The following is a 25,750-nucleotide window of genomic DNA, read 5'->3' as shown; positions in this document are numbered from 1 at the left end:
CGCCGAGGGCGACGACAGCGGGAACGAGGGTGGCGGGGACGGATGAGGACGCTGCAGCGGGTGCCCGTCGGCTTCTTCGGCATGGTGCTCGGGATCTTCGGCCTCGGCACCGCCTGGCGGTACGCCGGCACGATCGGCCTGGCCCCGCACTGGGTCGGCGAGGTCGGCGTCCTCGCAGGCTGCGGGGTGTGGCTCGTCCTGGCCCTGATCTACGGCTACCGGTTCCTCACCGCACGCGAGCGCGTCCTCGCCGAGTGGCGCGACCCCGGGCAGTTCGCCTTCATCAGCCTGCTGCCCGCCGGCGCCGTGCTCGTCTCGGCCGGCGTGCGCCCGTACATGCCCGTGGTGTCCGGGGTGCTGCTCGCTGCCGGGATCGTCGGGCAGCTGACGTTCTCCGTCGTGCGCTGCGCCCCGCTGTGGCGCGGCACGCAGCCGCTGGACGCGACGACGCCCGGCTTCTACCTGCCGACCGTCGCGGCGAACTTCATCTGCGCGATCGCGCTCGGCCCCGCCGGGCACACGGAGCTCGGCTACATGTTCCTGGGCGCCGGGCTGATCTCCTGGCTGACCCTCGAGCCGCTGGTGACCCACCGGCTGCGCACCGGCCCGCCGATGCCCCCGAAGGCCCGGACGGTGATCGGCGTGCAGCTCGCGCCGCCGTTCGTCGCCTGCTACGCCTACCTGTCGGTCGACGGCGGCCGGTTCGACCCGTTCGCGCTCGCGCTGTTCGGCTACGGCCTGCTGCAGCTGCTGCTGCTCGCCCGGCTCGTGCCGTGGTTCCTCCAGGGTGGCTTCAGCCCCGGCCTGTGGGCGTTCTCGTTCGGTCTGGCGGCCATGGCGAACACCGCGCTGCGCCTCGACCACGCGACCGGCACGCTCGGGATGCGGGTGCTGGCGGTGGTCGTGCTCGTCCTGGCGAACGTGCTGCTGCTCGCCTTGGTCGCGCAGACCCTGGTGCTGCTCGTCCGCGGCCGGCTCGTGCCCCCGGCCAGCGTGCCTCCGACGCCTCCGACGCCCCCGGCGCTCACGCCTGCGGCAGACGGCCCTTCGTGAAGTAGGCGATCGGGCCGATCCAGTTGACGAGCAGCGCGAGCCCCCAGGCGAGCTTGGGCCCGTCGACCTGCTCCGCGGGACGTCGCGCCAGGTCCCGGAAGGCTGCTCCGGCGAGCGCGACCTGCGCGGCCGAGACGACCACGATCCCGACCTTGCGACCCGCGCTCAGGTCCTTCCACTCCCGGTGGTGCCCCATCGTGCCCTCCTCGCCTCTCGCGGCCGTCCGGCCGCCGTGGTCGACGCTACGCCGCGGGTGAAAAACGCGCCCGGTCCAGGCAGAACACGCCCGTCGTCACCCTGCGGCCGAACGGGTGACACCGGACGGCTCAGACGACGACGTGTCCCGCCGATCGGCGGTGGGTGACCCCACCCCACGGCCACGCCGCCGCCGACCCCGGCGCTCGTCCGCCCGGTGCGGTCGCGCCGGCGCTGGTCGACGCCTGGGCGGACGACCCGCTCGTGGCACCCCTGCTGCGCCGCGCGCCCCGGTGGGTGTACGCCCGGGGACCCGCGATCGGCATCGGGCGGCTGCTGGTCGGCTTCGTCGTGCTCGCCGTCGTGGCGAGCATGAAGATCGCGCGGCACCGCCCGCCGGACCTGCCTGCGCCGAACCCGGGGACGGCGCCGCTCCTGGTGGCGGCCCTGCTCGCCGTCCTGGCCGTCCTGACCGCGATGCTGTCCCGGCGGCTCTGGGACCGGTGGAGCACGATGCTGTACCCGGCCGGGGCGCTCGTCGTGCTCGGCGCGGCCTCGGCGGCCATCGACCACGACGCCGGTCTCTGGTCGGGTCTGATCCCGCTGACGTTCGTGTACACCGGGCTGTTCCACCAGCGCTGGGCGTCCCTTGCGCTGCTGCCGCTGGCCTGGTGGGCGGAGAGCAGCGGCTTCAGGGACCTGTCGATCACCGAGGACTACCGGCTGCTCGTGCACGGCGTGGCCTGGGTCGTCACCGGGGTGGCCCTGTCGACCCTGCGCGCTCACCAGCGCATCTCCCGCGCCCGGCTGGCCGAGCTGAGCGTCACCGACCCGCTGACCGGGCTGGGCAACCGCCGCGGCCTGGAGCAGCGGCTGTCGGGGCTCGCGGCGGGTGACTGCGTGGTGATCTGCGACTTCGACCGGTTCAAGGACCTCAACGACGCGTTCGGGCACGCGGCGGGCGACGAGATGATCGCCCTGTTCGGCTCCACGGTCCGCCGGGTGCTGCTGCCGGACGACTACGCGGCCCGGTACGGCGGCGAGGAGTTCGCCCTCGTGCTCGCGCACACGTCGGTCGCGGACGCCGTCGACGCGGTCGACACCCTGCGCATGGCGTGGCTGGCCCGGGACCCCGCGGTGACGTTCTCGGCGGGGATCGCGGCGTACGACGGCACGGGCGACGGCCTGGCGGCGCTGACCGAGGCCGACCGCGCGCTGTACCTGGCCAAGGAGTCGGGGCGCGACCAGTCCCGGACGGGTTCGACGGGCTGAGCCCGTCAGGCGACGACGTTCGGGAAGGCCATGCTCGCGGCGACCGGCCGGTCCTGGTGCGGCCACCGGGTCGTCACGACCTTCTGCCGCGTCCAGAACCGCACGCCCTCGGGCCCGTGCGCATGGTGGTCGCCGAACAGCGACTCCTTCCACCCGCCGAACGAGTAGAAGGCGACGGGCACCGGGATCGGCACGTTGACCCCGACCATCCCGGCCTGCACCTCGTGCACGTAGCGGCGCGCGAGCTCGCCCGACGAGGTGAAGACCGCCGACCCGTTGCCGAACGGCGAGGAGTTCACCAGGGCCAGGGCGTCCTCGAACGTGTCGACGCGCAGCACGGTGAGCACGGGTCCGAACACCTCCTCGCGGTACGCCCGCATGTCCGTCGTGACGTGGTCGAGCACCGTCGGTCCGACGAAGTGCCCGCCCTCGTACCCCGCGACGACCAGGCCGCGACCGTCGACCACGGCGTGCGCACCCGCGTCCACGGCCTGGGTGACCAGCTCGACCACACGGTCCCGCGACGTCGCGGTGATGAGCGGTCCCATCTCGACACCCGGCCGGTCGCCGGGCCCGACGACGACCGCCGCGGCCAGTCGCCGCAGCTCGTCGACGAACGGGTCGGCCGCCTCCCCCACGGCGATCGCCACCGGGACGGCCATGCACCGCTCACCCGCCGACCCGAAGGCCCCCGACGCGATCTGCGCGGCCGCGAACGCGATGTCCGCGTCGGGCAGCACCACGGCGTGGTTGTTCGCCCCGCCGAGCGCCTGCACGCGCTTGCCCGCCGCGACGCCGCGCTGCTGCACGTACCGGGCGACCGGCGTCGACCCGACGAAGGAGACCGCCGCGATCCCCGGGTGGTCGAGGATCGCGTCGACGACCGCCTTGTCGCCGTGCACGACCGAGAACACCCCGTCGGGCAGCCCGGCCCGTCGGTACAGGTCCGCGACGAACATCGACGCCGAGGGGTCCCGCTCGGACGGCTTGAGGACGAACGCGTTGCCCGTCGCGATCGCCACCGGGTGCATCCACAGCGGCACCATCGCCGGGAAGTTGAACGGCGTGATCCCCGCGACCACCCCGAGCGGCTGCCGGAACGCGTGCACGTCGACACCGGTCGAGACGTCGGCGGAGAACTCGCCCTTCGTGGCCGCGCTGATGCCGCACACGTAGTCGACCGTCTCGCAGCCCCGGCGGATCTCCCCGACAGCGTCCTCGACCGTCTTGCCGTGCTCGGCGGAGATGATCCGGGCCAGCACGTCGATCTCGTCGAGCAGCAGCTGGCGCAGCCGGAACATCACCGCCGTGCGCGTGACGAGCGAGGCCCGCCCCCACGCGCGCTGCGCGACCGTCGCCGCACGCACCGCCCTGTCGACCACGTCGGCGTCGCCCAGCGTGAGCTCGGCGCTCTGCCTGCCCGTCGCCGGGTCGACCACCGGGATCGTCCGTGCCGTCCCGTCGTCCTCCGGGGCCCCGCCGACCCAGTGCGTGATGCGCTCCACCGGCCTCCGCCTCCCGCGCGTGCCCGTCGCCGTCGACGTGCTGGACAGATGGTGGCGTGGCCCCGCCCGTTCCGCACGCGGTGCGCGCCCGCCGGCCCTAGAGTGCCCGCCATGGCGGACGCCTCGAATCTCGACCTGGCCGTGTTCGTGCTGGTCCTCGGGCTGCGCCTGGTGGTGCCGCTGTTCATCCCGCGGTTCCCGCTGCCTGCGCTCATCGCCGCGCTCGTGATCGACGGCGTCGACCAGACCGTGTTCGCCACGTTCACGGACCTGCCGCTCGACAACTACCAGTCGTACGACAAGGCGCTCGACATCTACTACCTGACGATCGCGTACCTGGCGGTCATCCGGAACTGGCGCGCACCGTTCTCGCTGTGGCTCGCGGCGGGCCTCTGGTACTACCGCCTGGTCGGCGTGCTGGCCTTCGAGCTGACCGGCGAGCGATGGCTGCTCATGGTCTTCCCGAACACGTTCGAGTACGTCGTCATCGCGATCGAGGTCGTCCGTACCCGGTGGGACGCCGGGCGCCTGTCCCGCAAGGCCCTGGTGTGGATCGCCGCGCTGATCTGGGTCGTCATCAAGCTGCCGCAGGAGTGGTGGATCCACGTCGCCCAGCTGGACTTCACCGACGAGTTCAAGCGCGCGGTCCTCGGCGTCGACCCGACGGACTCGTGGGCCGACGGCTTCGCGAACCGGCCGTGGGTGGTCGTCCTGCTGCTCGCGCTCGTGGTGGCCCTGTGGTTCGGCTGGCGTCGGCTGTCCCGGCGTCTGCCCCCGCAGGACTGGCCGTTCGCGGTCGACGCCGACCGCGTGTCGGCGCTCACCGGCTTCGTGCCGCACGGCCCGGTGGCGGTCGCCCCGCGCGGCCTGGGTCACCTGCTCGAGAAGATCGCGCTCGCGGCGCTCGTCACGATGATCATGTTCGAGTCGTACCCGAACGTCGACGGGCCGCTGTCGGTCGTGGCGCTCGTGGTGGCCGCGACCGTGGTCGCGCACGCGGGGCTCTCCGTGTGGCGTGCGCGGGGGCACGGCGCCCGGGTCGGTCGGCTGCCCCTCGGCGTGCAGGTCGGGGCGAACACCGCGATCAGCGTCGTGGCCATGCTCGTGTTCGCCGCGTTCGCAACCGGTCGGCGGGGCACCGTGCACGTCGGCGACGTCCTGCTGTTCGCCTACCTGGTCGCGCTCGTCGTCACCCTGTACGACCGGTACACCGCGCGGCGCGAGGCCTGCGAGCTGCCCGCCCTCACTCCGGCAGCAGCGCCATCCCCGGTGCCGCAGTCAGCGCCCGGTCCAGCCGTTCCATGATCCGCAGGGCCTCCTGCACGTCCCACGGCGTGCCGGAGAGCTCGAACTCGAAGAGCACCGGCCGCCCCGACCGGCGTGCGACCTCGCGTGCGGCCATCTGGTAGAACCGCCCGAAGTTGCGGTTGCCCGACCCCATGACGCCCACGAGCCGACGCCGGTTCACGGCCGAGCGCAGGAAGCGCCGGACTCCCTCGGGGATCGTGTCGTTGCTCTCGTTGCCCGTCTTGTACGACGGGGTGAGCAGCACCCACGGGCCGTCGGCCTCGCTCAGCCGGTGCTCCCGCTCGGCCAGGTTGTAGACCGGCCGGTCCAGCCGCTCGGCGAAGGTGCGGACCAGCCCGCTCGCGCTCGAGTAGTAGTAGATCGGCGTCCGTCGCACCCGCTCATCCCATGCCTGCCGGCGCCCGGAGGCCACGGACGTTCGTCCCCGCAGGACGGCCGTCGGGACATTGGTCACTGTCGACCCGACCCGCGCGCCTGTTCCGCTGGTGGCATGACGACGCGCCGACGGTCCACCCGCACCCGCGCCCTGCTGACCGGCGCCGCCGTCCTCGCCTCGTTGCCGCTGCTGCGCACGTGGTCGCTGCAGTGGGGTGCCACCGAGACCGAGCTCGATGCCGTGCTGCCCGGTGACGACCTCCTGCCGACGGCCGACCACCGGTCGACGCGTGCCGTGACGATCCTCGCCGCGCCGGAGGACGTGTGGCCGTGGCTCGTGCAGATGGGTCAGGACCGCGGTGGCTTCTACTCCTACGACGCGGCGGAGAACCTGCTCGGGCTCGGCATCCGGAGCGCCGAGCGCATCGAGCCCGCGTGGCAGGACCTGCAGGTCGGCGACGCAGTGCTCCTCGCCCCGCAGGTCCCGCTCGACGTCGTGGTCGCCGACCGGGATCGCGCGCTCGTGCTGCGCACACCCGACGACGGGGGCCCGGGGGCGCCGTACGACTTCACCTGGGCCTTCGTGCTGCAGCCGGCGCCGGACCGCACGACGCGCCTCGTCGTGCGCGAGCGGTACGCGTACCGGGCAGGCTGGACGGGCCTCGTCGTGGAGCCGGTGTCGATGGTCAGCTTCGTGATGAGCCAGCGGATGCTGCGCGGGATCCGTGACCGCGCGGAGCGTTCGGTGTCCGCAGGACGGGCACCGGTGCCGTCGGACGGGTGAAGGAACCCCAGGTGAGCCGCTTTTCCGGGCGTGTCGTCCGGTTTGCCATGGCCCTGCGCGGCCGAGTCGCGTACGCTGGCTCGCGTAGTCATTGTGTTTCGCTTGTCACGCTCGGCCAGACCGAGCACCCACGTTCCTCCGGAACGGACGACGACCACCGTGATTCACCGGTCCCGGCCACATCGGGGTCGTCCCGTTTTCCGTAGAAGGAGTACCCATGCCTACTGGCATCGTGAAGTGGTTCAACGCCGAGAAGGGCTTCGGCTTCATCGCCCCCGAGGACGGCGGGCCTGACGTCTTCGCCCACTACTCGGCCATCGCGACGAGCGGCTACCGCTCGCTCGAGGAGAACCAGCGTGTGCAGTTCGACGTCACGCAGGGCCCGAAGGGCCCGCAGGCGTCGAACATCACGCCTCTCTGACCTGTCGCCCGGCCTGAACTGGCCTGACGTACGAGTCTGAACGGAAGCCCCGGTCCCTCGTGGACCGGGGCTTTCGTCGTCCCCGGACGTGCACAGCTCGTCCACATCCACACCGCGTGCCACCGGGGCGAGCTCCCCTGCCGTGCACCTAGACTCGGCCCGTGATCTTCAAGGCGGTGGGCGAGGGCAGGCCCTACCCGGACCACGGGCTCGTCACGGTGAAGCAGTGGGCCGAGGTCCCGCCGCGCCAGGTGCGGCTCGACGAGCTCGTCACGACCAAGCGCACGTTGGACCTCGACGCGCTGCTGGCCGAGGACTCGACCTTCTACGGCGACCTCTTCGCGCACGTCGTGCAGTTCAAGGGCGTCATGTACCTGGAGGACGGTCTGCACCGCGCCGTCCGCGCCGCGCTGCAGCAGCGCGCCATCCTGCACGCGAGAGTTCTGGTGATCGAGTGAGCGACGCCGACCGCGGGCGCCAGCTGCGCCGACGCCACATGCACGAACGGCAGGCGGCCGTCTTCGGCGTGCTGCTGGCCGGGCTGGCCGTCGTCGGCGTCGGCGCGGCCGCCGTGTACACCGACACGGTCAACCTGTCCGCGTTCGACCGTGGGTTCAGCTCCCCGGCACCGACGACGTCAGCGGTCGACCGTGTCGTGTGCCCCCCCGCGGGCGCGCTGCCCGTCGCGTACGACCAGGTCACCGTGAACGTGCTCAACGGCTCCGGCGCCACCGGCGTCGCTGGCCTCACGGCGGAGAACCTCGCGACCCGCGGCTTCGTCATCGCCTCGACCGGGAACGGCACCTCGTTCGCCGGCACCGTCCGGCTGAGCTTCGGGGTGCAGGGCATCGCCGCGGCGTACACGCTCGCCGCGCAGTTCACCGACCCCACCCTGACGTTCGTCGACCGGGCGGACGCCACGGTGGACGTCACCGTCGGCAAGATCTACGACGACCTCGTGCCTGTCGCCGACGTGGTGCTCGACCCCGCTGCCGCACTCACCGGTCCCGAGGGCTGCGTGCCCGTCGAGGAGCTGCTCGCCGCCGCGGCGACGGCGTCCGCGACGCCCCCTGCGGCCGAGACCACCGCCCCCGCCGAGGGCTGAGACGACGGTGGGGCCCGCGGAGGACCGCGGACCCCACCTGCTCACCCCGGCTCGTCCGGAGGTCAGCCCACGAGCTCGTCGCCGCCGGGGACCGATGCCGGGCTGACCGGCTCGTGCCCCGTGCCCCGCCAGCGCGTGATCGCCCGCATGGAGTGGTAGATGCCGATCGCGGCGGCCGTGCCGAGCGCGATGCCGGCGAACGTCAGGTCGCCCGTCTGGAAGGTGAAGTCGGCGACGCCGATGACCAGCGCGACGGCGGCGGTCGTGAGGTTGACCGGGTCGGAGAAGTCCACCTTGTTCTGCACCCAGATGCGCGCGCCGAGGATCCCGATCATCCCGTAGAGCATCGTCCCCGCCCCGCCCAGGACGCCGACGGGCACCGTGGCGATCAGGGCACCGAACTTCGGCGAGAGGGCCAGGACGAACGCGCCGCCCGCGGCGACCCAGTAGGCCGCGGTCGAGTACACGCGGGTCGCGGCCATGACGCCGATGTTCTCCGCGTACGTCGTCGTGCCGGACCCGCCGCCGAGACCTGCGAGGGTCGTGGCGAGCCCGTCGGCGAGCAGCGCCCGGCCGGTCAGGTCGTCGTAGCTCTTGCCCGTCATCGCGGCGACCGACTTCACGTGGCCGACGTTCTCGGCGACGAGCACGAACACCACGGGCAGGAACAGGCCGAGCACGCTCACGTCGAACGTGGGCGTGACGAAGTCCGGCAGGCCGACCCAGGACGCCGTCCGCACCGCGTCGAAGACCACCTCGCCGCGCACCAGCGCGACCGCGTAGCCGACGAGCACGCCGACCAGGATCGCGAGCCGGCCGAGCATGCCCCGGAAGAAGACCGAGACGAAGATGATCGAGCCGAGCGTGACGATCGCCGTGACCGGGGCGACCTTCACGTTGTTCCACGCGGCGGGCGCCAGGTTGAACCCGATGAGCGCCACGATCGTGCCCGTCACGACCGGCGGCATGACCACGTCGATCCATCGGCCGCCGACGACGTGCACCAGCAGACCCACCAGTGCGAGCGCGATGCCGGTGACGAGGATGCCGCCGACCGCGACCGACTGCCCGCCGGAGGCCGTCGCCGCTGCGATCGGCGCCAGGAACGCGAAGCTCGACCCGAGGTAGCTGGGCAACCGGTTGCCCGTGATGAGCAGGAAGCCCACCGTGCCGACCGCCGAGAAGAACAGCGTCGTCTGCGGGGAGAACCCGGTGATGAGCGGCACGAGGAACGTCGCACCGAACATCGCGACGATGTGCTGCAGGCCGATGCCGATCGTCCGCGGCCACGTGAGCCGCTCGTCGGGTGCGACGACCTCACCGGGTGTGACCCGTCGGCCGTCACCGTGCACGCGCCATCCGATACTGCTCACAAGGCCTCCTCGTCGAGGGCCGCGTCTGCGACCTGGCCGCCTCTCAGGTGGCGGCGGTACGGTTCGTTCCGACCGCAGGGTAGCGACGAATGCACCCCTCGCATCCCACCCGGAGGTCCTTCTGCACCGCATCGCTCGTTCGACGGCCGCCGTCTGGGCCGCCTTCGTCGCCGTGCACGCCTGGATGATCTGGTTGGGCGTCGTCGCGATCCCCGAGAAGGCGTTCTGGGACCTGACGCTCTACCGGTACTGGATGTGGCAAGGGCTCGAGCAGGGCCACTGGCCGGTGCTGTCGGGCGAGTGGGTCTACCCGGCGGGGGCGATCGTGCCGATGCTGGCCGCCGCCGTGGGCGGCACGGGCACCGGGTCGGGGTACATGGTCGCGTGGTCGCTCATGATCACGCTGCTCGACGCTGTCGCGGTCCTGGTCCTGCTGCACGCGCCCGTGCTCGCGCGGTCAGCGCCGCCGCAGACCGGTGACGACGAGCCCGGCGCGGACGTCCCGATCGGGCCGCGCCTCGGCGCGTGGTGCTGGATCGCCTTCCTGCTGCTGCTCGGACCGGTTGCGATGGGCCGCCTGGACGCGGTCGTGGCCCCGCTCGTCGTCGTCGGGCTGGTCCTCGCGCTGCGCTCGCCGCGCACGTCGGCCGCGCTCCTCGCGTTCGGCACCTGGGTCAAGGTCTCCCCCGGGCCGCTGCTGCTGCCTCAGGTGCTGGCCGTGCGCCGGCCGTGGCGGGACGTCGTCCTGCCCGCCGCCGTGGTGTCGGCCCTGGTCAGCGGCGTGGTCGTGCTCGGGGGCGGCGGGCAGCACCTGCTGTCGTTCCTCGGCGAGCAGGACGGCCGGGGGCTGCAGATCGAGGCTGTCGGGGGTACTCCCTGGCTGATCGCGGCCCTGTGGTCGACGAGCGTGCGCCGCGAGTGGAACGAGGCGCTCGTCACCGTCGAGCTGCACGGCGTGGGCGCCCAGGGCATGGCCGACGTGCTCGGGGCGCTGTTCGTCCTGGCGGTCGTCGCGTGCGCCGCTCTGCTGTGGTGGGTGCGCCGACGTACCGGACCGGTCTTCTGGGAGGACGAGGACGCGCGGCTCGCGTTCGTGATGCGGGGCGCGATGCTCGTCTCGACGGCCCTCATCGTCTTCAACAAGGTCGGTTCGCCGCAGTACGTGGGGTGGCTGGCGGCGCCCGTCGTCGTGGCCCTGTCGCTGGGCCTGCCGCGCTGGCGCACGACCGCCGTGCTCGTGCTCGGCATCGCGGCTGCCACCCAGGTCGTGTTCCCGTGGAGCTACGACCTGATCCTGTCCGGCGTTCCGGGCGCGACGCTCGTGCTCGTCGGGCGCAACGTCGCCCTCGTCGTGCTGCTCGTGCACACCGCCCGTGAGCTGTGGACCGAGGCGGTGCGCCGCACGTCCGCGACGACGCACCGCCCCCGGGGGGTCTCAGCCGAGCTGTGAGGCGACCTCGCTCGCCACGAGCTCGAGGTGGTCCAGGTCGTGCAGGTCGAGCACCTGCAGGTACACCCGCTCCAGGCCGAGCTCGGCGAGCACGCCGAGGCGGTCGACGAGGGCGGACGGCGTACCGGCCACGCCCACCTCGCGCAGCTCGAGCGGGTCGCGGCCGATCGCGGCGGCCCGACGGTCGACCTCGGCGTCCGTGCGCCCCGCGCACAGCACCAGCGCGGCCGACATCGTCAGCGTGCGCGGGTCACGGCCGATCGCCTCGCACGCCGCGTGCGCGCGGGCCACGTGGTCGCCCACGTCGGCCAGCGGCGGGAACGCCAGGTTGAACTCCGCGGCGAACCGGGCCGCGAGCGCGGGCGTCCGCTTCGGGCCCAGCCCGCCGACGATGACCGGCACGCCCGCCTTCGACGCGTCGAGCGACGAGGTCTGCACGGGCTTGGGCAGCGCCGGGGAGCCGGTCAGCGTGTAGTGCGCCCCGGTGTGGTCGAACCGACCGCCCACGGGTGTGCCCCACAGGCCCGTGACGACCTCGAGCTGCTCGGTCAGCAGGTCGAACCGCTTGGGTGGGAACGGGATGCCGTACGCCGCGTGCTCCTGCTCGAACCAGCCGGCGCCCAGGCCCAGCTCGACCCGGCCGCCGGACATCTGGTCGACCTGGGCGACCTGGATGGCCAGCACGCCCGGGTGCCGGAAGGTCGCCGACGACACGAGCGTGCCGAGGCGGATGCGGCTGGTCTCACGGGCCAGCCCGGCCAGCGTCGTCCAGGCGTCGGTCGGCCCGGGCAGGCCGTCGCCGGACCCCATGGCCAGGTAGTGGTCGGAGCGGAAGAAGCCGTCGAAGCCGAGGTCCTCGGTGGCCTTGGCCACCGCGAGCAGCTCGTCGTACGTCGCGCCCTGCTGGGGCTCGGTGAAGATGCGCAGATCCATGGCCCCACCTTCGCACGAGGCGCCGACCCTCCGACCTGTAGCGTCGTGCGCGTGGGACGCGATCCGCAGGTCCGCTGGGGCAGCCTCGTCGTGGTGCTCGCAGGCGGCACCCTCGCGCTGGCCTGCCTGACCGCCGCGCTGCGCGGACGCGTCTGGGCCCTGGTCCCGGCCGCCGTGCTGGCGGCCGTCGCGCTGCGGGAGTGGCGCGGGGTGCAGCGGGGCCGGCGATGACCGGGCCGTCCGCCGTGACGTCGATGTGGGCGTGGCACAACCCGGTCGACCCGGTGCTCGACGCCCGTGGCCGCGCGTACGCGCCCGCGGAACCGGCCGCGCTCGTCGACTTCTGCACCGCTCGGGCACTGACCCGGGTGTTCCTCGCCGCGCCGTGGGCGGCCGACGAAGGCCCGGTCGGACTGTGGTTCGGGGACGCGTGCGCCGCCCTGCAGCAGACGGGCGTGGCCGTCGGGGTGCTCGGCGGGGACCCGCCGTGGATCGACCAGCCCGCGCTCGCCGTCACCTGGGCATCTGCCGCGCTCGCCTCGGCGCACGCGGCCGGTGCCGTGCCGGACGTCGTGCAGCTCGACGTCGAGCCGTGGACGACCGCCGGCTGGGCGAGCGACCCGACCGGGACGGCGCTGCGCTGGCTCACCGTCCTGGAGACCGTGCACGACGCGCTGCCCGCCGGCGTCGGCCTGGGCGTGGACGCACCCTGGTGGCTCGCGCACCAGGGTGACCCGACGGGGGCGGGTGCGACCCTGCTCGACGCGGTGCTCGCCCGGTGCGACCGGGTGGGTGTCGTGGCGTTCATCGACCACGCGGACGGCGCCGACGGGATCATCGCGCTGGCCGGTGCGGCCGTGGTCGCTGCGAGCCTGGCGGGCAGGCCGTTCACGGTCGGGGTCGAGACGGACACCGCCGAGGTGGCCGGTGGCGCGCAGTACACGTTCGTCGACGAGGGCCCCGACGTGCTCGAGCACGAGGTCGCCCTGGTCGCCGACGCGTTCGGCGGGCTGGCCGGCTACGAGGGCGTCACGGTCGAGCACCACCGCGCGTGGCGCGCCCTGCTCGGGCTCGACGCCTGACCCGTTCCCGCAGGTCAGGCACCTCGGGGGCACCCCGGCGGCGCGGACGGCTGTCGGCGGGCGGGCGTACGGTCGCCGGCATGAAGATCCGCATCCAGGAGGTCGTCGTCGACTGCGCCGACCCGGCGGCCCTCGCCGCGTTCTGGGGAGCCGTCATGGCGACCCGGTGGGTGGCCCGGGACCCGTCGTGGGCGACGGTCGACGCCGGCCCCCTGCTGCTCGCGTTCCAGCAGGTGCCCGAGCCGAAGTCCTCCCCGAAGAACCGCCTGCACCTGGACGTGCAGGTGCCCGACGCCCGGGCGGCGGTCGAGCACGCGGTCGGGCTCGGTGCGCGCGTGCTGAGCGGTCCGATGCTCGACGAGCACGGCGACGGGTACGTCGTGCTCACCGACCCGGAGGGCAACGAGTTCTGCTTCGTCGTCGACGAGCGCAGCGGGTGGGAGCAGTCCCAGCGCGACCTGCTCGCCGCGGCACCCGACCCGGGCGAGCACCGGGCCTGACGGGTCAGCGCTGGCAGGTCGCGCAGCGGTAGAGCTTGCGGGCGGCCATCGGCTCGACCAGCACGGGCGTGCCGCACACCCGGCACGGCTGCCCGGGCCGCCCGTACACCGAGTGCCGCGCGGTCGGGTCGGCCAGTGCCTGCTCGCGTCCGGTCGCGTCCAGGTCCTCGCGGGTCAGCGTGACCCCCGTGCGGATGCCGTCGGCGAGCAGCACGGCCCAGTCGTCCCACAGGGCGCCGACGACCTCGGCAGGCACCCGCCGGCCCGGCGTCCACGGGTCGAGCCGGGCACGGAAGAGCAGCTCGGCGCGGTAGATGTTGCCGATGCCGGCCACGACAGCCTGATCCATGAGCAGCTGGCCGACGGGCACGCCGCGAGCCGTGACGCGTCGGACGACGACCGCGCGGGCCGCATCGAGATCGTCCGCTGCGGCCGGGTCCGGGCCGAGCCGGTCGACCGCCACCTGCGCCTGCACCGGGTCGAGCACCTCGCACGCCGACGGGCCGCGCAGGTCCGCCACCGTCTCGGCGGTCGCCAGCCGGACCCGCACCGCACCGACGGGGGTCGGCGGGAAGTCCTCCGGCACGCCCTCGTCCGCCGCACCCGGGAGCGACTGCTCGCGCTCGCCGAGCCGCACGGCCCGGCGCAGCCGTGGGGCACCCAGGCTGCCGACCGCCGCGCGCCCGTCGGTCAGCGGCGAGACCCGGCCGTACAGGTCCCACGCGCCGTACAGGCCCAGGTGCACGCGCAGCACGTCCCCGGACGCGAACGTGACGAACAGCTGCTTGCCCACCGCGTCCGCCCGCAGGACCACCTGCCCGTCCAGCCGGCGCGCGCCCGCGGCGAACCGGCCCTGCGGTGAGGACACGGCGACAGGACGCCCCGCCAGGTCGAGCGTGAGCTGGCGGGCGATGCGGTGGACGGTATGACCCTCGGGCACGCGCCGAGGGTACGGGAGCGCGCCGACGCCTCCGCCCGGGGCGGTCGGTCAGACGGGCTGCAGCCGCGGCACCGGCGGGAGGTCGGCCGTCGCGTCGTGCGCGGCCTGCGCCTGCTCCAGCACGTCGGTGATCTGCTCGCCGAGCAGCTCGTGCCGCTCCAGCAGCGCGTCCCGCAACGCCTCGACCAGGTGCCTGTTGCGCGACAGCAGCCGGCGCACCGTGCTGCGCGCGTCGTCGAGCACGTGCTCGAGCTGGTCCCGGGCCGCCTTGTCCGACAGCACGGCCGCGACGATGTCGTGCCCCGTCGCCGCGAACGAGATGAGCGACCCCGTCATGCCCGCCGCACCGACCATCTGCGCGGCCGTGCGGGTCGCCGCCGCCAGGTCACTGGCCGGGCCCGTCGTCGTCTGCCCGAAGAACAGCTCCTCGGCGACCCAGCCACCCATCGCGATCTGCACGAGCGCACCCAGGTCGTAACGCGTGTGCGTGTAGACCTCCTCGCAGTCCCCGTGCGCCAGCAGGCCGAGCGCCGAGCCGCGGCGGATGATCGTCAGCACCTCGAGCGTGCGGTTCGGCGCGACGAGCCAGGCGACCGTCGCGTGCCCGGCCTCGTGCGTCGCGATGAGCTCCTGCTCGGCCCGCGTGTACGTCACGGGCTGCCCGATGCCGACCATCTCCGTGATGCGCGCGTGCTCCACGTCCGCGTACGACATCGCTCGCGACCCGCGGCGCAGCGCGTTCACCAGGGCCTCGTCCAGCAGGTGCTCGACCATGACCGGCGTCCAGCCGTTGGTCGCCGCCGCGAGCCGGTCCCGCGCCTGGGGGTCGTCCAGGTCGGCCTCGTGCGCCCGGCGGGTCAGGAAGTGGTCGACGAGCGCCCGACGGCCGCGCGCGTCCGGCGCGGAGAACGTCAGGTGCCGGTCGAAACGGCCCGGGCGCAGCAGCGCCGGGTCGAGGGAGTCCGCACGGTTCGTCGCCGCGATCAGCAGGATCGGCGCCCGACCCGGACGCCGCAGCCGGATCTGCCGGTCGGCCGACAGCAGCATGTTCACGCGGGCGACCAGCCGGTTGTAGAGCTTGTCGAACCCGGTCGGCTCGTCGAAGGACTGCATCTGCACGAGCAGCTCGTTGACCACGCCGCCCGTGCCCTCGCTGACCACCGGGTTCACCACGACGGGGGCCGGGCCGAGCTGCGCACCCGACGACCACGTGCACGAGGTCGACGCCCCGAAGGACATCGTCGCCATGCCGGGCGCCGCGGCCGCACCGACCACGCCCCCGCGGCGCAGCGCGATCGCGTCGATCTCCTCGATGAAGCCGATCGCGCCGCCCTCGGCCCACGCGGCCTTGCGCAACGCCTTGAAGTACGCGCGGATCTTCTTCGCGGTCGCGCCGTAGTACATCGACTGGAAGGAGGTGGCGGAGACGAACAGGAACGGGACGCCCGCCTCGGCGGCCATCGCCTTCGCGGTCATCGTCTTGCCCGTGCCCGGGGGGCCCTCGAACAGCAGACCGCGGCGCGGGGTGCCGCCCATCAGGTCGGCGAACTGCCGGTGCGTCTGGAACAGGTCGATCGAGCGGCGCACGTCCTCCTTGACGGGCTCGATACCGATGACGTCGTCCAGGCTCACGTCCATCTGCTCGGGCCGATACGTCAGGTGCGGCGAACGGGACGTGCCGACCTGGGTGACGACCATGATCCCGAGCAGCGCGACGAAGAACAGCACGGGCACGGCCACGAGCGGGTCGATCGTGGGGATCGGCAGGAGGGGCCGCCCGGTGATCGCCGCCCCGATCGCGTACGCCTCGAGCGCGAGGACCAGGGCCGCGAACCGGTAGACGCGGCGGCGGCGCATGCGCTCGCGGTCGACGGCGACGTCGTGGCCGCCGGAGACCCGACCCGTGCCGGTCGCCGGGTGGAGCGAGCCGTGCATCTGTGCCGTGTCGGGTGCAGCCGTGTCGTCCGGGCCGGTCGAGGGGTCGGTGGGGCGCATGGCGGTCCTCCCGGTGCCGTGGTGCCGTGGCGCACGCCCCCGGAAGGTTCGAACGGGTGACGCGTCCTACCCATCGTCCGGTGCGGGAGGAACCCCCGCAAGATCGGACATACCGGACCACCCGTTCGGCCGCACCCGATCAGCCTTCCGTGGGCGCCTCCGTGGCCTCGGTGGTCGTGCTCGGCTCCGGGGTCGCACCGGACGTCGAGGTGTCCGTCGCAGCCTCGGCCACGACCTGGTCGTAGACGTCGCTGACGAAGCTCGTGAACGCGTCCGCGTCGGACAGGTCCCCGGTGTACTGCTGGCCGGCGACCAGGATCACCGGTGACGTGGTCACCGGGCCGATCCCCTCGAACGGCACGGACTGCGCGGCGCGCGCGGTCGCCTCGGCGACCCAGTCCGTGTAGTCGCCGTCCTCCAGGCAGGCGGTCACCTCGGTCGAGTCGACACCGACCCCGGAGACCAGCGCCTCGATGCCGGAGGTGTCCAGACCGCTCTCGGTCAGGTCCGGCTGCGCGGTCAGCAGCGCGGAGTGCACGACGAACGCGCTGTCGGGTGCGGAGTCGGCGACGCAGGCCAGCGCACCCGCCGCACGCAGGGCGTAGTCGTCGCCGTCGAGCGCGAGCGGGTGCACCTCGAGCGTCGCCTGGCCCGCGGTCACCCAGGACTCGAGGTTGCTCGAGCTGGCCGTCCAGAACGTCGCCGCGTCGTCCGACCGGTAGTCGGTGTACATGACGATGTCCAGGACGCCGCTCGCCCGGTCGACGACCGTGTCCTCGGGTTCGGCGCCGGCGTCGAGCGCCGAGGTGCGCAGCGCGGTCATCGTGGTGCCGTCCCCGGAGAGCACGATGCCGTCGCTGAGCATGTTGTGCGGGCCGACCTCGGCGGCCAGCTCGGCGGCGCGTGCGCGCGACTGCATCACCAGGACGACGCCCGTGGCCGTCGCGATCCCGGCGAGCGGCAGGCCGACGGCCAGCAGGACCCGGTTGCGGCGCTTGCGGGCCGCCCGTCGCCGCCGGTCGATCTTCTCCTGCTCGCGGGCGATCGCCCGCCGCTCCTTGCGGGCACGCTCGTGCTTCTTCGAGGTGGCGTAGCTCATGGCAGGTGCTGCCCCTCCAGGGGGACGGCCGGGCGCATCGCTGCGGCACCGGGGTCGACGCGGGTCGGCCCGAGCATCGTCGCCCGACCTGCTGGTTCGCTGGGACCTGCCTGGGTGCCGGGTGTGAAGGCGCCTCAGCGCGTCGCCAGCTCGACACCGGCCTGCGCGAGCCGGGTCAGCGCCGCCACCGCCGTCGGCGCCGCGACCGCCGCCGTCAGGTCCGTGAGCACCCGCACCCCGAACCCCGCCGCACGGGCGTCCCACGCGGTCGCCGCCACGCAGTGGTCCGTGGCCAGGCCGACCACGTCCACCTCCGTCACGCCGGCTGCCCGCAAGGACGCGGCCAGGTCGGGCTGCGCCGCGTCGACCACCCGACCGGAGAACCCGGAGTAGTCCTGCCGACCCTCCCCCTTGACCACGGCGAGGGTCCCGTCCGGCAGGCGCAGGTCGGGATGCAGCTCGGCGCCCGGCGTCCCCGCCACGCAGTGCTCGGGCCACGTCGAGACGTAGTCCGGGTCGGCACCGGACGCGAAGTGCCCGTCGTTGGTGTCCGGCAGCCCACGGTGCCAGTCGCGCGTCGCGACCACCGTGGCGTACCGGTCCGCGTGCTCACGCAGGTACCCCGTGATCGCACCGGCCACCGCGGCACCCCCGGCGACGGCCAGCGCACCGCCCTCGCAGAAGTCGTTCTGGACGTCGACGACGATGAGTGCACGGGTCATCCCCCGATCCTGCCCCCTCTGGCGCCGGGGGTGGGAGCAGGGCAGACGCGGGCACCGCCGAGCTGCGGCCTATCAGCCCCGGGTGACGAACCTCGGGGAGTCCGCGTACGGCTCGCACGGGTCCGAGCCGGCGGCCGGCGTGGCTGCGTCGCCGGTGTCTCGTGCCTCGAAGTCGTCGAGGTAGGCCTGCCACTGCGCATCCGTGTCGAAGTAGAGCGTGATGCCCTGGCACGCCAGCTCACGGTTGTTCGCGCCGATCGTCGCCAGACCCTGGTCCTGCAGGTCGGCGAGCTCGTCCACCGGATCGTCCTTCCGACCATGTCGACCACGCCGCGCCACCCTGGGCCGGGCCCTTGTCCACACCATCGGCAGCGGCGCTCGCGGACTCAAGCGCTGGTCTGCGGCGGGACGCACGGACGCCGTCCACCCCGGGGGCGTGGGGTGGACGGCGACCGGACCAGGTGGGCGTCAGACCGCGGCGGGCACCTGCTCGCCGTGGGCGGCGGGCAGTACGCGGTCGAGCCAGCCGGGCAGCCACCAGTTGCGCGGGCCGAGCACGGCCATGGCGGAGGGGAGCAGGACGGCGCGGACCAGGGTCGCGTCCAGGATCACGGCGGCGGCGAGGCCGACCCCGAGCTGTTCGAACTCGACGAGCGAGAGCGAGCCGAAGATCGCGAACACGCCGACCATCACGGCGGCCGCGCTGGTGACGACCCCGGCGGACCGCGTGACGCCGCGGGCGACGGCGGCCCGCGTCGGCAGGCCTTCGTGCGACGCCTCGCGGATCCGGCTGACGACGAAGACGTGGTAGTCCATCGACAGGCCGAAGAGGATTACGAACAGGAACAGCGGCAGCCAGTCGACGACGAACCCGCTGTGCTGCACACCGAGCAGCCCGGTCGCGAACCCGTGCTGGAACACCAGCACGAGCAGCCCGTACGCGGCGCCGACGGACAGCAGGGTGAGGACCACCGCGGTGCCGGCCACGACCACCGACCGGAACGCGAGGACGAGCACGACGAACGTCGCGAGCAGCACGAACGCGACGACCCACGGCAGGTGCGCACGCAGCGTCGCCCCGAAGTCGACGGTCCAGGACGTGTTGCCGCTGACGAGCACGTCGGCGCCGGGGTCGACCGCCCGGATGTCGGCGCGCAGGTCGGGCACGAGCTGGTCGCGCAGGAGCGTCAGCGACGCCTCGGCCTTCGTGTCGCCGGAGGCGTCGGGGATCGGCAGGTCGACCGTGGCGGTCGCGCCGTCGGGGGCGAACGTGACCGTCGTGCCGGTCAGGTCGGCGAACTGCCCGGTCGCGGTCGCCTCCTCGACCATGCGGTCGACGGCGGCGGTGACCGCGGCCTGGTCGAGCGGCTCGTCGGCAGAGGGTGCGGCGATGACGAGCGTGTGCGTGGAGCCGGTCTGCGGGAACGCGGCCGTCAGACCCTGGTAGGCGGCGACCGCGGGGACGGCCGCGGGCATCGAGTCGACGCTCGACTCCCCGAGCCGGATGCCCAGCGCGGGGGCCGCGAGCGCGATCAGCACCCCGGCGGCGAGGGCCAGCGACACCGCGGGACGGGCCAGCACGACGCGCATGGTCGCCGCCCAGAACCGGCTGTCGCCCGTGGCCCGGCGGTGCAGGAAGGGGATCCGGGGGCGGTCGATCCTGTCGCCGAGCAGGCTGAGCACGGCCGGCAGCACCGTGAGCGAGCCGAGCACGGCGACCGCGACGACGAGCACCGTGCCGATCGCCATCGACCGGAAGACGGCCTGCCCGGACAGCAGCAGCCCGCACATCGAGACGACCACCGCGACTCCCGAGGTGACGACAGCGCGCCCGCTGGTGGCCGCCGCGATGTCGATCGCCTGCGACCGGGTGGCGCCGTGCGTCATCTCCTCGCGCATGCGGCGCACGTAGAACAGCGAGTAGTCGACCCCGACGGCCATGCCGACGAGCAGGACGACGCTGCTGAGCGTGTCGGTGGCCGGCATGACCTGGGAGACGAGCGAGGCCAGGCCGATGGCCGTGCCGACCGCGGAGAGCGCGAGCAGCACGGGCACGCCCGCGGCGAACAGGGCACCGAAGGTGAGCAGCAGGATGCCGAACGTGATGGGCAGGCTCAGCAGCTCGGCGCGCCGGAAGTCGCCGGCGACGCGGTCGTTCATGCCGGCGTTCACCGACGCGGTCCCGGCCTGCGCGACGGTGAGGTCCGGGTGGTCGGCGGCGACCTGCGCGGTCGCGGCGAGCAGCGCGGGCACGCGCTCGTCGGCGAGGGCGGACGCCGCGGTGCCGGTCGCGTCGCCGACGTCGATCGTCACGGGCAGCATCGCGGAGCGGCCGTCGCTCGAGAGCACCAGGTCACCGACCTCGCCGACCTCGTCGAGCCGACCGAACGCGGCCCGCAGCTCGGCGGCGACCGTGTCGGCCTGCGCCTGCGTGAGGGTCTCGCCGACCGGTGCCTGGACGAGGACGTGCTCGGTGGCGTCGGCCGGGAAGCCGGCGTCCTCCAGCAGCAGGTCGGCGCGGCCCGACTCCCCCGAGCCGGACTCGGCGCCGGTGAGCGTGCGCATGCCGACGGCCCCGCCCGCTCCGACCGCCACGACGACGAGCAGCAGCCAGAGCAGGACGGCGGTCCACCGGTGCGTGGCGCTCCAGCGGGCGAGCCGTCGGGCGGCGGGCACGCGTCCCGCACCGGGTCCGGGCGCGGCGCCGGACGAGGTCGGACCGGTGCGCCGGGGCGGCGAGAGGACGGACATGGGTTCTCCTCGGAAGGTCGTGCGGGTGAGCACGACCACCGTCCCGCGCGCGACGCCCGCCGTGAATGCAGGGTGCCCCCGGAGCCGCCGGGGGGACAGCCCCACCCCCCTGGCGACCGACATCGCTGCAGGTCACCGCCTTCCGGAGAGCGCGAGCGTCGCAGCGGAGGCGGATCAGCCACCCTTTCGGGGAATTGAAGAAATGTCGATCATGTGGTATTGTTGAATTGCGCACCGAGGCATTCTCGAGATAGATGAATGCCGTGACAGATCTTCTCGAAGCAGATCCTCCGGGCACCGCCCCCTCCCGTACCGCCCTGATGTCCGCTGCGGCACGCGCCGCGCACCGGCTGGTCGACGACGCACCCCTGCTGCTCGACGACCCGATGAGCGAGCAGCTGCTGGGCGAGGCGGGCACCGAGGCCATCGGCTACCACCGGCTCCTGCCGCACGAACCCGTGCTCGCCGCCGCTCGCGTGTCCGCCTGCGTGCGGCAGCACCTCGTCGAGGCCGTGCTGGCCGAGGAGGCTCCGGACGTCCTCGTCCTGCTCGGCGCGGGTCTGGACACCTCCGGCGTCCGGCATGCCTCCACGGGCGCCACGGTCGTCGAGCTCGACCTGCCGACCACGCAACGGTGGAAGCGTGACGCGCTGGCACGGGCCGGGGTCGAGGTCCCGCCGTCGCTGCGCTGGATCCCCGCCGACCTGCGCACCGACGACCCGGTGGCGCTGCTGCGGACCGCCGGGGTCGGGCCGGAGCACCGCACGCTCGTGAGCTGGCTCGGGGTGTCGATGTACCTGACGGCCCGGGACGTCTCCCGCACCCTCGCCAGGCTCGCCGCGCTCGGCCCCGGCACCGCGCTCGTCATGGACTCGCTGCTCGACCCCGGCTCCCGCGACGACGCGGGGCGCCGCTACGCCGAGACTGTCTCCGCCATGGCAGGCAGCACGGGAGAGCCGTGGTTGTGGACGACCTCGACCGAGGACCTCGGCACCCTGCTGCGCGGGGCCGGCTGGCGGCGCGCCACGCTGCTCACCGAGCGCGAGGCCGCCGGGGCCGGCGCCTGGGCGCGCACCGACACGCTCGTGCCCGGCACCCTCAGCACGCTCACGGTCGCCACCGTGGCGTGAGGCCGCCGGGCACGCGCCAGGTCGGGTCGGGTCAGCCCGCCGGGATCCACACCCGCATCGTGCTCGGACCCCGGTTGGCCCACGAGTGGTAGGGCACGAGGCGCATCGCGAAGGGCTCCCCCGTGGCCGCCAGCGGTCCCGACGCGTCCCGGTACGGCCAGGCGTCGTCGGTCTGCTGGACGCGCAGGCCCTTCGCGACGGCACCCTGCGGGTCGTCGACCACCGGAAGGGTCAGGTCGAGCCGGATCTCGTCGACCTGCAGACCGTCGGGCAGGTCGGTCGACTCGACGCACAGCACGACGGGACCCTTCTCGACCGCAACGCAGCCGCGCACGGCGTCGACCCGGTCGTCGGGCACGGTCAGCCGGGGTCGCACCGGCAGCCGGAGCGTGACCTCGTCGCCGACCGCGAACACCCGACGGACCCGCGCGACCGGACCGTCGACCGCCTCGCCGTCGACCGTCGCGCCGCGCGCCCAGGCAGGCACCCGCAGCGCGAGCTCCCAGGCGTGCGCCGGAGTCCGGGTGACCCGCACCGTCACGGTGCCCTCGTCCGGGTAGCGGGTGCGCACCTCGAGCCCGACGTCGCTGCCGTCGCCGAGCCGCGTGACGATGCGCGCGGGGGCGTACTGGTGCAGCTGGACGCCGTCGTCGGACACCGTCGCCAGGTACGCGGCCAGCTGGGCGACGGTCCGCGCCACGTTCGTCGGGCAGCAGGAGACCTCGAACCACGGTGCCCGCAGCCGCGCGAGCGCCCGCTGGCTGACCTCGTCAGGCGCGGCCGGCTCACCGGGGACCCGCTTGTGCAGCGGGTTCGTGTAGAAGAACGAGCGGCCGTCCTGCGCGGGCGAGACCGCGACCACGTTGAACAGCGCACGCTCGACGACGTCACCCCACGCGGTGTCGCCCGAGGCCAGCAGGAGCCGCCAGGCGACCATCACGGAGCCGACGCCCGCGCACGTCTCGCAGTAGGCACGATCGGGCGGCAGCTCGTAGTCGTCGCCGAACGCCTCGTCCTGGTGGTGCGAGCCCATGCCGCCGGTCAGGTAGGTGCGGCGGGCGAGGGTCGTGCGCACCTGCTGCTCGACCGCGGCCAGCAGGGCGTCGTCGTGGGTGTCCACGGCCAGGTCGATCGCCCCCGCGGCCAGGTACAGCGCGCGCACCGAGTGCCCGCGCAGCACGGTGGCCTCTCGCACCGGCACGTCGTCCTGGTAGTACTCGCGCCCGAACTCGATGTCGGGCAGGGTGCCGTGCCCGCGACGCTCGACGAACAGCGCGGCCTGGTCGAGGTAGCGCCGCTCCCCCGTCGCCCGTGCGAGCTCGACCAGGGCGACCTCGATCTCGGCATGGCCGCACACCCCGGCGATGCCGTCCGGGCCGAACGCCTCGCACACGTGGTCGGCGGCGCGTCGGGCGATCGCCACGAGCTCGTCGTCGTGCCCGGTGCGCAGCCGTGCGACGGCGGCCTGCAGCAGGTGGCCGTAGCAGTACAGCTCGTGCCCCCAGGCCAGGTCGGAGTACCGCGCGCCCTGCCCGGGCCTGCCGAACCGGGTGTTCAGGTACCCGTCGGGCTCCTGCACGGTGCCGATCAGCGCGGTCAGCTCGCCGATGCGCGCCTCGAGGACGGGGTCGCCGGTGCGCCCGACCTCCCAGGCCATCGCCTCGACCATCTTGTAGACGTCCGAGTCGGAGAACTCGCGCCCGGTGCGCCCCTCGGGCAGCGTGCCGGCGGCCGCGCGACGGAAGTTGTCGATCCAGCCGACGCGGGTCTCCCAGTGGTCGCAGTGCTGGATGGAGACGGTGCCGTTGACCTGCTGGCGTCCGGCCCAGAAGCCACCGGTGATCTGCACCTCGTCGAGGCCCAGGGGGCGCAGCGCTCCCCGGGCAGGCTGGACGGGGGCGACGATCTGTCGGTCCATGGTGCTGGTCATCCCTTCAGGGCCCCGGACATGAAGCCGTTGACGTAGTGGCGCTGGAGCACCAGGAACAGCAGGACGCACGGCACGGTGAGCACGACGACCCCGGCCTGGGTGGCCCCGTAGTCGATGACCCCCATGACCTGCTGGCGCATGTTCACCAGGGCCAGCGGCAGCGGCTGGTTGTCGCCGCCGAGCAGGTACAGCGGGACCATGAAGTCGTTCCACGCGGCGAGGAACGCGAACAGGCCCACGGTGATCAGGCCGGGCTTCACGGCCGGCACGAGCACGCGGCGCAGCGCGCTGAGCGTGCCGCAGCCGTCGACGAGCGCCGCCTCCTCGAGCTCGCGCGGCACCGACTCGAACGAGATCCGCATCATGAAGATGGCGAACGGCAGCTGGAACACGGCGAGCACGAGCCCGGTGCCGACGAGCGTGTTGTTCAGCCCGATCTGCTTGAGCCAGATGAGCAGCGGGATCAGCAGGGTCGCGTACGGGACCATGAGGATCGCGAGCGTGAGCAGGAACAGCGCGTCCTTGCCGGGGAAGGCGAACTTGGCGAACGCGTACCCGCCGAGCAGGGCCGTGAGCACCGTGACGACGACCGCGGTCACCGAGATGACCAACGAGTTGCCCAGGTAGGTCAGCACGCCGGCCTGGTAGTGCGCGAGCGTGACGTAGTTGCCGAAGCCGTACCCGTCGACCTGCGCGGAGCCGGGCTGCGGCGAGACCGAGCTGATGGCCGTCCAGAGCAGCGGGTAGAGGAAGAGGATGGCGAGGCCACCGGTGACGACGTAGTACGGCGTCCGCCCGACGACCCGGGAGAAGTTCTTCACGGGGTGTCCCTCACTCGTCCGGGTTGCGGCGCATCATGCGCAGCTGGACGACGTTGATGATGACCAGGGCGAACAGCACGATCACGGACAGCGCGGCGGCCATCCCGATGTCGCGCTTGGACTCGAAGGCCAGGTTGTAGACGAGCTGGACGAGGGTCATCGTCGAGCCGTCCGGGCCGCCCTTGGTGAGGATGTAGAACTGGTCGAAGGCCAGCAGGGACCCGGTGACGCACATGATCGTGCTGAGGGCCAGCGACGGCTTGAGCAGCGGCAACGTGATGTGCAGGAACACCTGCCGGGTGCCGGCGCCGTCCAGGCGGGCGGCCTCGTACACGTCACCGGGGATGCCCTGCAGGCCCACGAGCAGCAGCAGCATGTAGAAGCCGGCGTAGCGCCAGACGATCAGCAGCACGGTCGACCACAGGGCACCGTCGGCGGTGCCGAGCACGCTCACCGGGCCGTCGGTCAGCCCGAGCCGTTCCAGCAGCGGGGTGATCGGCCCGACCTGCGGGGAGTACAGCGCGTAGAAGAGCAGCGACGCGGACGCCAGGCCCAGCGCGGTCGGGAGCAGGAACGCGGTGCGCAGGAACGCGCGCCAGCGGGTGCTCTCCTGCACCAGGAACGCCAGGCCCAGACCGAGGCCGATGAGCAGCACCGTCGCGATGGCCGTGTACTTCAGCGTGAACGTGACGGCCGGCCAGAACATGCGGTGGTCGAGCACCGCGGTGAAGTTCTCGGGCAGGTTCCCGCCCTGGTTGCCGCCCAGCAGCGTCCAGTCGGAACCTGCCATCACGAACACGAGGACGATCGGGACGACGAAGAAGACCAGGACGAGCGCGGCGGTCGGGCTCGCGTACGCCCATCCCTGCCAGGCGCGTCGGTGGGGGTTGCGGGGCCGGCGCGGACCTTCGGGTGGCTGCGGCGGCGAGGTCGCGCCCCGGGGAGGGGCGGTCTTCAAGGACATGGGGTGGCTCCGAGGCGGTGGGGCGGGACGTGGCGCGAGGGC

The 25,750-nt window shown here is 73.4% G+C and carries 26 protein-coding genes; 12 read left to right on the top strand and 14 right to left on the bottom strand.

Annotated features, from left to right (window positions below; translation table 11 throughout):
• Nucleotides 1-42: 42 nt before the first annotated feature.
• On the top strand, nucleotides 43-1,053 hold the full coding sequence (tehA, locus tag BKA22_RS09165) for a dicarboxylate transporter/tellurite-resistance protein TehA (protein WP_146953178.1): 1,011 nt from the start codon (nucleotides 43-45) through the stop codon (nucleotides 1,051-1,053).
• On the opposite strand, the gene BKA22_RS09160 is transcribed toward tehA, so the two are convergent.
• Nucleotides 1,025-1,249: a PLDc N-terminal domain-containing protein gene (locus tag BKA22_RS09160; protein WP_146953179.1), complete on the bottom strand. Its 225-nt coding sequence runs from the start codon at nucleotides 1,247-1,249 to the stop codon at nucleotides 1,025-1,027. The two genes, tehA and BKA22_RS09160, sit on opposite strands and share 29 nt — an antisense overlap.
• Nucleotides 1,250-1,413: 164 nt before the next feature.
• On the opposite strand from BKA22_RS09160, the gene BKA22_RS09155 reads away from it, so the two are divergent.
• Nucleotides 1,414-2,520: a GGDEF domain-containing protein gene (locus BKA22_RS09155; RefSeq protein WP_146953180.1), complete on the top strand. Its 1,107-nt coding sequence runs from the start codon at nucleotides 1,414-1,416 to the stop codon at nucleotides 2,518-2,520.
• 5 nt (nucleotides 2,521-2,525) lie between these two features.
• Here the strand turns inward: BKA22_RS09155 and BKA22_RS09150 are convergent, their stop codons facing one another.
• Complete coding sequence (locus tag BKA22_RS09150; RefSeq protein WP_146953181.1) at nucleotides 2,526-4,025, bottom strand: CoA-acylating methylmalonate-semialdehyde dehydrogenase; 1,500 nt, start codon at nucleotides 4,023-4,025, stop codon at nucleotides 2,526-2,528.
• Nucleotides 4,026-4,136: 111 nt separating this feature from the next.
• On the opposite strand from BKA22_RS09150, the gene BKA22_RS09145 reads away from it, so the two are divergent.
• The gene (locus BKA22_RS09145; RefSeq protein ID WP_146953182.1) at nucleotides 4,137-5,330 is read left to right on the top strand and encodes a hypothetical protein; all 1,194 of its coding nucleotides are present in this window, start codon (nucleotides 4,137-4,139) and stop codon (nucleotides 5,328-5,330) included.
• Here BKA22_RS09145 and nrdI read toward each other — a convergent pair.
• Nucleotides 5,269-5,709 (bottom strand): class Ib ribonucleoside-diphosphate reductase assembly flavoprotein NrdI, encoded by a 441-nt coding sequence (gene nrdI, locus BKA22_RS09140; protein WP_146953183.1) that lies wholly within the window; start codon nucleotides 5,707-5,709, stop codon nucleotides 5,269-5,271. The two genes, BKA22_RS09145 and nrdI, sit on opposite strands and share 62 nt — an antisense overlap.
• 114 nt (nucleotides 5,710-5,823) lie before the next feature.
• Here nrdI and BKA22_RS09135 point away from each other — a divergent pair, with 114 nt between their 5' ends.
• The 4 genes from BKA22_RS09135 to BKA22_RS09120 all read left to right on the top strand — a co-directional run bounded on the left by BKA22_RS09135 (nucleotide 5,824) and on the right by BKA22_RS09120 (nucleotide 8,018).
• The gene (locus BKA22_RS09135; protein ID WP_179561717.1) at nucleotides 5,824-6,492 is read left to right on the top strand and encodes an SRPBCC family protein; all 669 of its coding nucleotides are present in this window, start codon (nucleotides 5,824-5,826) and stop codon (nucleotides 6,490-6,492) included.
• Nucleotides 6,493-6,709: 217 nt separating this feature from the next.
• Complete coding sequence (locus BKA22_RS09130; RefSeq protein WP_146953184.1) at nucleotides 6,710-6,913, top strand: cold-shock protein; 204 nt, start codon at nucleotides 6,710-6,712, stop codon at nucleotides 6,911-6,913.
• A gap of 161 nt (nucleotides 6,914-7,074) precedes the next feature.
• Nucleotides 7,075-7,371 (top strand): type II toxin-antitoxin system VapB family antitoxin, encoded by a 297-nt coding sequence (locus tag BKA22_RS09125; protein WP_146953185.1) that lies wholly within the window; start codon nucleotides 7,075-7,077, stop codon nucleotides 7,369-7,371.
• Nucleotides 7,368-8,018, top strand: coding sequence for a LytR C-terminal domain-containing protein (locus BKA22_RS09120; RefSeq protein ID WP_146953186.1), 651 nt, complete (start codon nucleotides 7,368-7,370; stop codon nucleotides 8,016-8,018). Before BKA22_RS09125 ends, BKA22_RS09120 begins: the two co-directional genes overlap by 4 nt.
• A gap of 62 nt (nucleotides 8,019-8,080) precedes the next feature.
• On the opposite strand, the gene BKA22_RS09115 is transcribed toward BKA22_RS09120, so the two are convergent.
• Nucleotides 8,081-9,391 (bottom strand): uracil-xanthine permease family protein, encoded by a 1,311-nt coding sequence (locus tag BKA22_RS09115; protein ID WP_223203599.1) that lies wholly within the window; start codon nucleotides 9,389-9,391, stop codon nucleotides 8,081-8,083.
• Between the two features lie 184 nt (nucleotides 9,392-9,575).
• Between BKA22_RS09115 and BKA22_RS09110 the strand changes: the two genes are divergently transcribed.
• Complete coding sequence (locus BKA22_RS09110) at nucleotides 9,576-10,841, top strand: glycosyltransferase family protein (RefSeq protein ID WP_218866602.1); 1,266 nt, start codon at nucleotides 9,576-9,578, stop codon at nucleotides 10,839-10,841.
• Here the strand turns inward: BKA22_RS09110 and BKA22_RS09105 are convergent.
• Entirely contained in the window at nucleotides 10,827-11,774 is a 948-nt protein-coding gene (locus tag BKA22_RS09105; protein WP_146953189.1) for an LLM class F420-dependent oxidoreductase, read from the bottom strand. The genes BKA22_RS09110 and BKA22_RS09105 overlap by 15 nt on opposite strands.
• A gap of 51 nt (nucleotides 11,775-11,825) precedes the next feature.
• On the opposite strand from BKA22_RS09105, the gene BKA22_RS09100 reads away from it, so the two are divergent.
• The 3 genes from BKA22_RS09100 to BKA22_RS09090 all read left to right on the top strand — a co-directional run bounded on the left by BKA22_RS09100 (nucleotide 11,826) and on the right by BKA22_RS09090 (nucleotide 13,356).
• Nucleotides 11,826-12,005, top strand: a complete 180-nt coding sequence (locus tag BKA22_RS09100) for a hypothetical protein (RefSeq protein WP_146953190.1) — start codon at nucleotides 11,826-11,828, stop codon at nucleotides 12,003-12,005.
• The gene (locus BKA22_RS09095) at nucleotides 12,002-12,856 is read left to right on the top strand and encodes a hypothetical protein (RefSeq protein ID WP_146953191.1); all 855 of its coding nucleotides are present in this window, start codon (nucleotides 12,002-12,004) and stop codon (nucleotides 12,854-12,856) included. Before BKA22_RS09100 ends, BKA22_RS09095 begins: the two co-directional genes overlap by 4 nt.
• A gap of 80 nt (nucleotides 12,857-12,936) precedes the next feature.
• Nucleotides 12,937-13,356, top strand: a complete 420-nt coding sequence (locus tag BKA22_RS09090; RefSeq protein WP_179561716.1) for a VOC family protein — start codon at nucleotides 12,937-12,939, stop codon at nucleotides 13,354-13,356.
• A 4-nt stretch (nucleotides 13,357-13,360) separates the two neighbouring features.
• Here the strand turns inward: BKA22_RS09090 and BKA22_RS09085 are convergent, their stop codons facing one another.
• The 6 genes from BKA22_RS09085 to BKA22_RS09060 all read right to left on the bottom strand — a co-directional run bounded on the left by BKA22_RS09085 (nucleotide 13,361) and on the right by BKA22_RS09060 (nucleotide 20,863).
• Complete coding sequence (locus tag BKA22_RS09085) at nucleotides 13,361-14,296, bottom strand: Fpg/Nei family DNA glycosylase (protein WP_146953192.1); 936 nt, start codon at nucleotides 14,294-14,296, stop codon at nucleotides 13,361-13,363.
• A gap of 48 nt (nucleotides 14,297-14,344) precedes the next feature.
• Nucleotides 14,345-16,291 carry an AAA family ATPase gene (locus BKA22_RS09080; RefSeq protein WP_223203600.1) on the bottom strand — a complete coding sequence of 649 codons (1,947 nt, stop codon included), beginning with the start codon at nucleotides 16,289-16,291 and terminating at the stop codon, nucleotides 14,345-14,347.
• Between the two features lie 139 nt (nucleotides 16,292-16,430).
• Nucleotides 16,431-17,390, bottom strand: coding sequence for a DsbA family protein (locus tag BKA22_RS09075; RefSeq protein WP_146953193.1), 960 nt, complete (start codon nucleotides 17,388-17,390; stop codon nucleotides 16,431-16,433).
• A gap of 134 nt (nucleotides 17,391-17,524) precedes the next feature.
• Nucleotides 17,525-18,112 (bottom strand): isochorismatase family protein, encoded by a 588-nt coding sequence (locus BKA22_RS09070; protein WP_146953194.1) that lies wholly within the window; start codon nucleotides 18,110-18,112, stop codon nucleotides 17,525-17,527.
• A 72-nt stretch (nucleotides 18,113-18,184) separates the two neighbouring features.
• Nucleotides 18,185-18,412, bottom strand: a complete 228-nt coding sequence (locus BKA22_RS09065) for a hypothetical protein (RefSeq protein ID WP_146953195.1) — start codon at nucleotides 18,410-18,412, stop codon at nucleotides 18,185-18,187.
• 168 nt (nucleotides 18,413-18,580) lie between these two features.
• Nucleotides 18,581-20,863, bottom strand: coding sequence for an MMPL family transporter (locus tag BKA22_RS09060; RefSeq protein WP_146953196.1), 2,283 nt, complete (start codon nucleotides 20,861-20,863; stop codon nucleotides 18,581-18,583).
• A gap of 320 nt (nucleotides 20,864-21,183) precedes the next feature.
• Here BKA22_RS09060 and BKA22_RS09055 point away from each other — a divergent pair, with 320 nt between their 5' ends.
• The gene (locus BKA22_RS09055; protein ID WP_179561715.1) at nucleotides 21,184-21,993 is read left to right on the top strand and encodes a class I SAM-dependent methyltransferase; all 810 of its coding nucleotides are present in this window, start codon (nucleotides 21,184-21,186) and stop codon (nucleotides 21,991-21,993) included.
• Between the two features lie 31 nt (nucleotides 21,994-22,024).
• Here BKA22_RS09055 and BKA22_RS09050 read toward each other — a convergent pair whose 3' ends face one another.
• The 3 genes from BKA22_RS09050 to BKA22_RS09040 are packed head-to-tail and all read right to left on the bottom strand — an operon-like array spanning nucleotide 22,025 to nucleotide 25,708.
• The gene (locus BKA22_RS09050) at nucleotides 22,025-23,923 is read right to left on the bottom strand and encodes a glycoside hydrolase family 127 protein (RefSeq protein ID WP_146953198.1); all 1,899 of its coding nucleotides are present in this window, start codon (nucleotides 23,921-23,923) and stop codon (nucleotides 22,025-22,027) included.
• Nucleotides 23,920-24,744: a carbohydrate ABC transporter permease gene (locus tag BKA22_RS09045; protein ID WP_146953199.1), complete on the bottom strand. Its 825-nt coding sequence runs from the start codon at nucleotides 24,742-24,744 to the stop codon at nucleotides 23,920-23,922. Before BKA22_RS09045 ends, BKA22_RS09050 begins: the two co-directional genes overlap by 4 nt.
• 10 nt (nucleotides 24,745-24,754) lie before the next feature.
• A complete protein-coding gene (locus BKA22_RS09040; RefSeq protein ID WP_146953200.1) occupies nucleotides 24,755-25,708 on the bottom strand; it encodes a carbohydrate ABC transporter permease in 954 nt (317 codons plus the stop codon).
• Nucleotides 25,709-25,750 lie beyond the last annotated feature (42 nt).

The sequence above is a fragment of the Cellulomonas soli genome, from assembly GCF_013409305.1.
Taxonomy (GTDB): Bacteria; Actinomycetota; Actinomycetes; order Actinomycetales; family Cellulomonadaceae; genus Cellulomonas; species Cellulomonas soli.
The sequence above is the reverse complement of the archived record's forward strand: the minus strand, read 5'-3'. Positions and strand labels throughout refer to the sequence as shown.

Excerpts from the sequence above, each read along its gene's own strand:
- BKA22_RS09105 (WP_146953189.1), bottom strand. The coding sequence starts at position 11,774 with ATGGATCTGCGCATCTTCACCGAGCCCCAGCAGGGCGCGACGTACGAC.
- BKA22_RS09095 (WP_146953191.1), top strand. The coding sequence starts at position 12,002 with ATGACCGGGCCGTCCGCCGTGACGTCGATGTGGGCGTGGCACAACCCG.
- BKA22_RS09070 (WP_146953194.1), bottom strand. The coding sequence starts at position 18,112 with ATGACCCGTGCACTCATCGTCGTCGACGTCCAGAACGACTTCTGCGAG.
- BKA22_RS09110 (WP_218866602.1), top strand. The coding sequence starts at position 9,576 with ATGATCTGGTTGGGCGTCGTCGCGATCCCCGAGAAGGCGTTCTGGGAC.
- BKA22_RS09075 (WP_146953193.1), bottom strand. The coding sequence starts at position 17,390 with ATGAGCTACGCCACCTCGAAGAAGCACGAGCGTGCCCGCAAGGAGCGG.
- BKA22_RS09040 (WP_146953200.1), bottom strand. The coding sequence starts at position 25,708 with ATGTCCTTGAAGACCGCCCCTCCCCGGGGCGCGACCTCGCCGCCGCAG.
- BKA22_RS09050 (WP_146953198.1), bottom strand. The coding sequence starts at position 23,923 with ATGACCAGCACCATGGACCGACAGATCGTCGCCCCCGTCCAGCCTGCC.
- BKA22_RS09130 (WP_146953184.1), top strand. The coding sequence starts at position 6,710 with ATGCCTACTGGCATCGTGAAGTGGTTCAACGCCGAGAAGGGCTTCGGC.
- BKA22_RS09160 (WP_146953179.1), bottom strand. The coding sequence starts at position 1,249 with ATGGGGCACCACCGGGAGTGGAAGGACCTGAGCGCGGGTCGCAAGGTC.
- BKA22_RS09135 (WP_179561717.1), top strand. The coding sequence starts at position 5,824 with ATGACGACGCGCCGACGGTCCACCCGCACCCGCGCCCTGCTGACCGGC.
- BKA22_RS09090 (WP_179561716.1), top strand. The coding sequence starts at position 12,937 with ATGAAGATCCGCATCCAGGAGGTCGTCGTCGACTGCGCCGACCCGGCG.
- BKA22_RS09060 (WP_146953196.1), bottom strand. The coding sequence starts at position 20,863 with ATGTCCGTCCTCTCGCCGCCCCGGCGCACCGGTCCGACCTCGTCCGGC.
- BKA22_RS09080 (WP_223203600.1), bottom strand. The coding sequence starts at position 16,291 with ATGCGCCCCACCGACCCCTCGACCGGCCCGGACGACACGGCTGCACCC.
- BKA22_RS09145 (WP_146953182.1), top strand. The coding sequence starts at position 4,137 with ATGGCGGACGCCTCGAATCTCGACCTGGCCGTGTTCGTGCTGGTCCTC.
- BKA22_RS09055 (WP_179561715.1), top strand. The coding sequence starts at position 21,184 with ATGTCCGCTGCGGCACGCGCCGCGCACCGGCTGGTCGACGACGCACCC.
- tehA (WP_146953178.1), top strand. The coding sequence starts at position 43 with ATGAGGACGCTGCAGCGGGTGCCCGTCGGCTTCTTCGGCATGGTGCTC.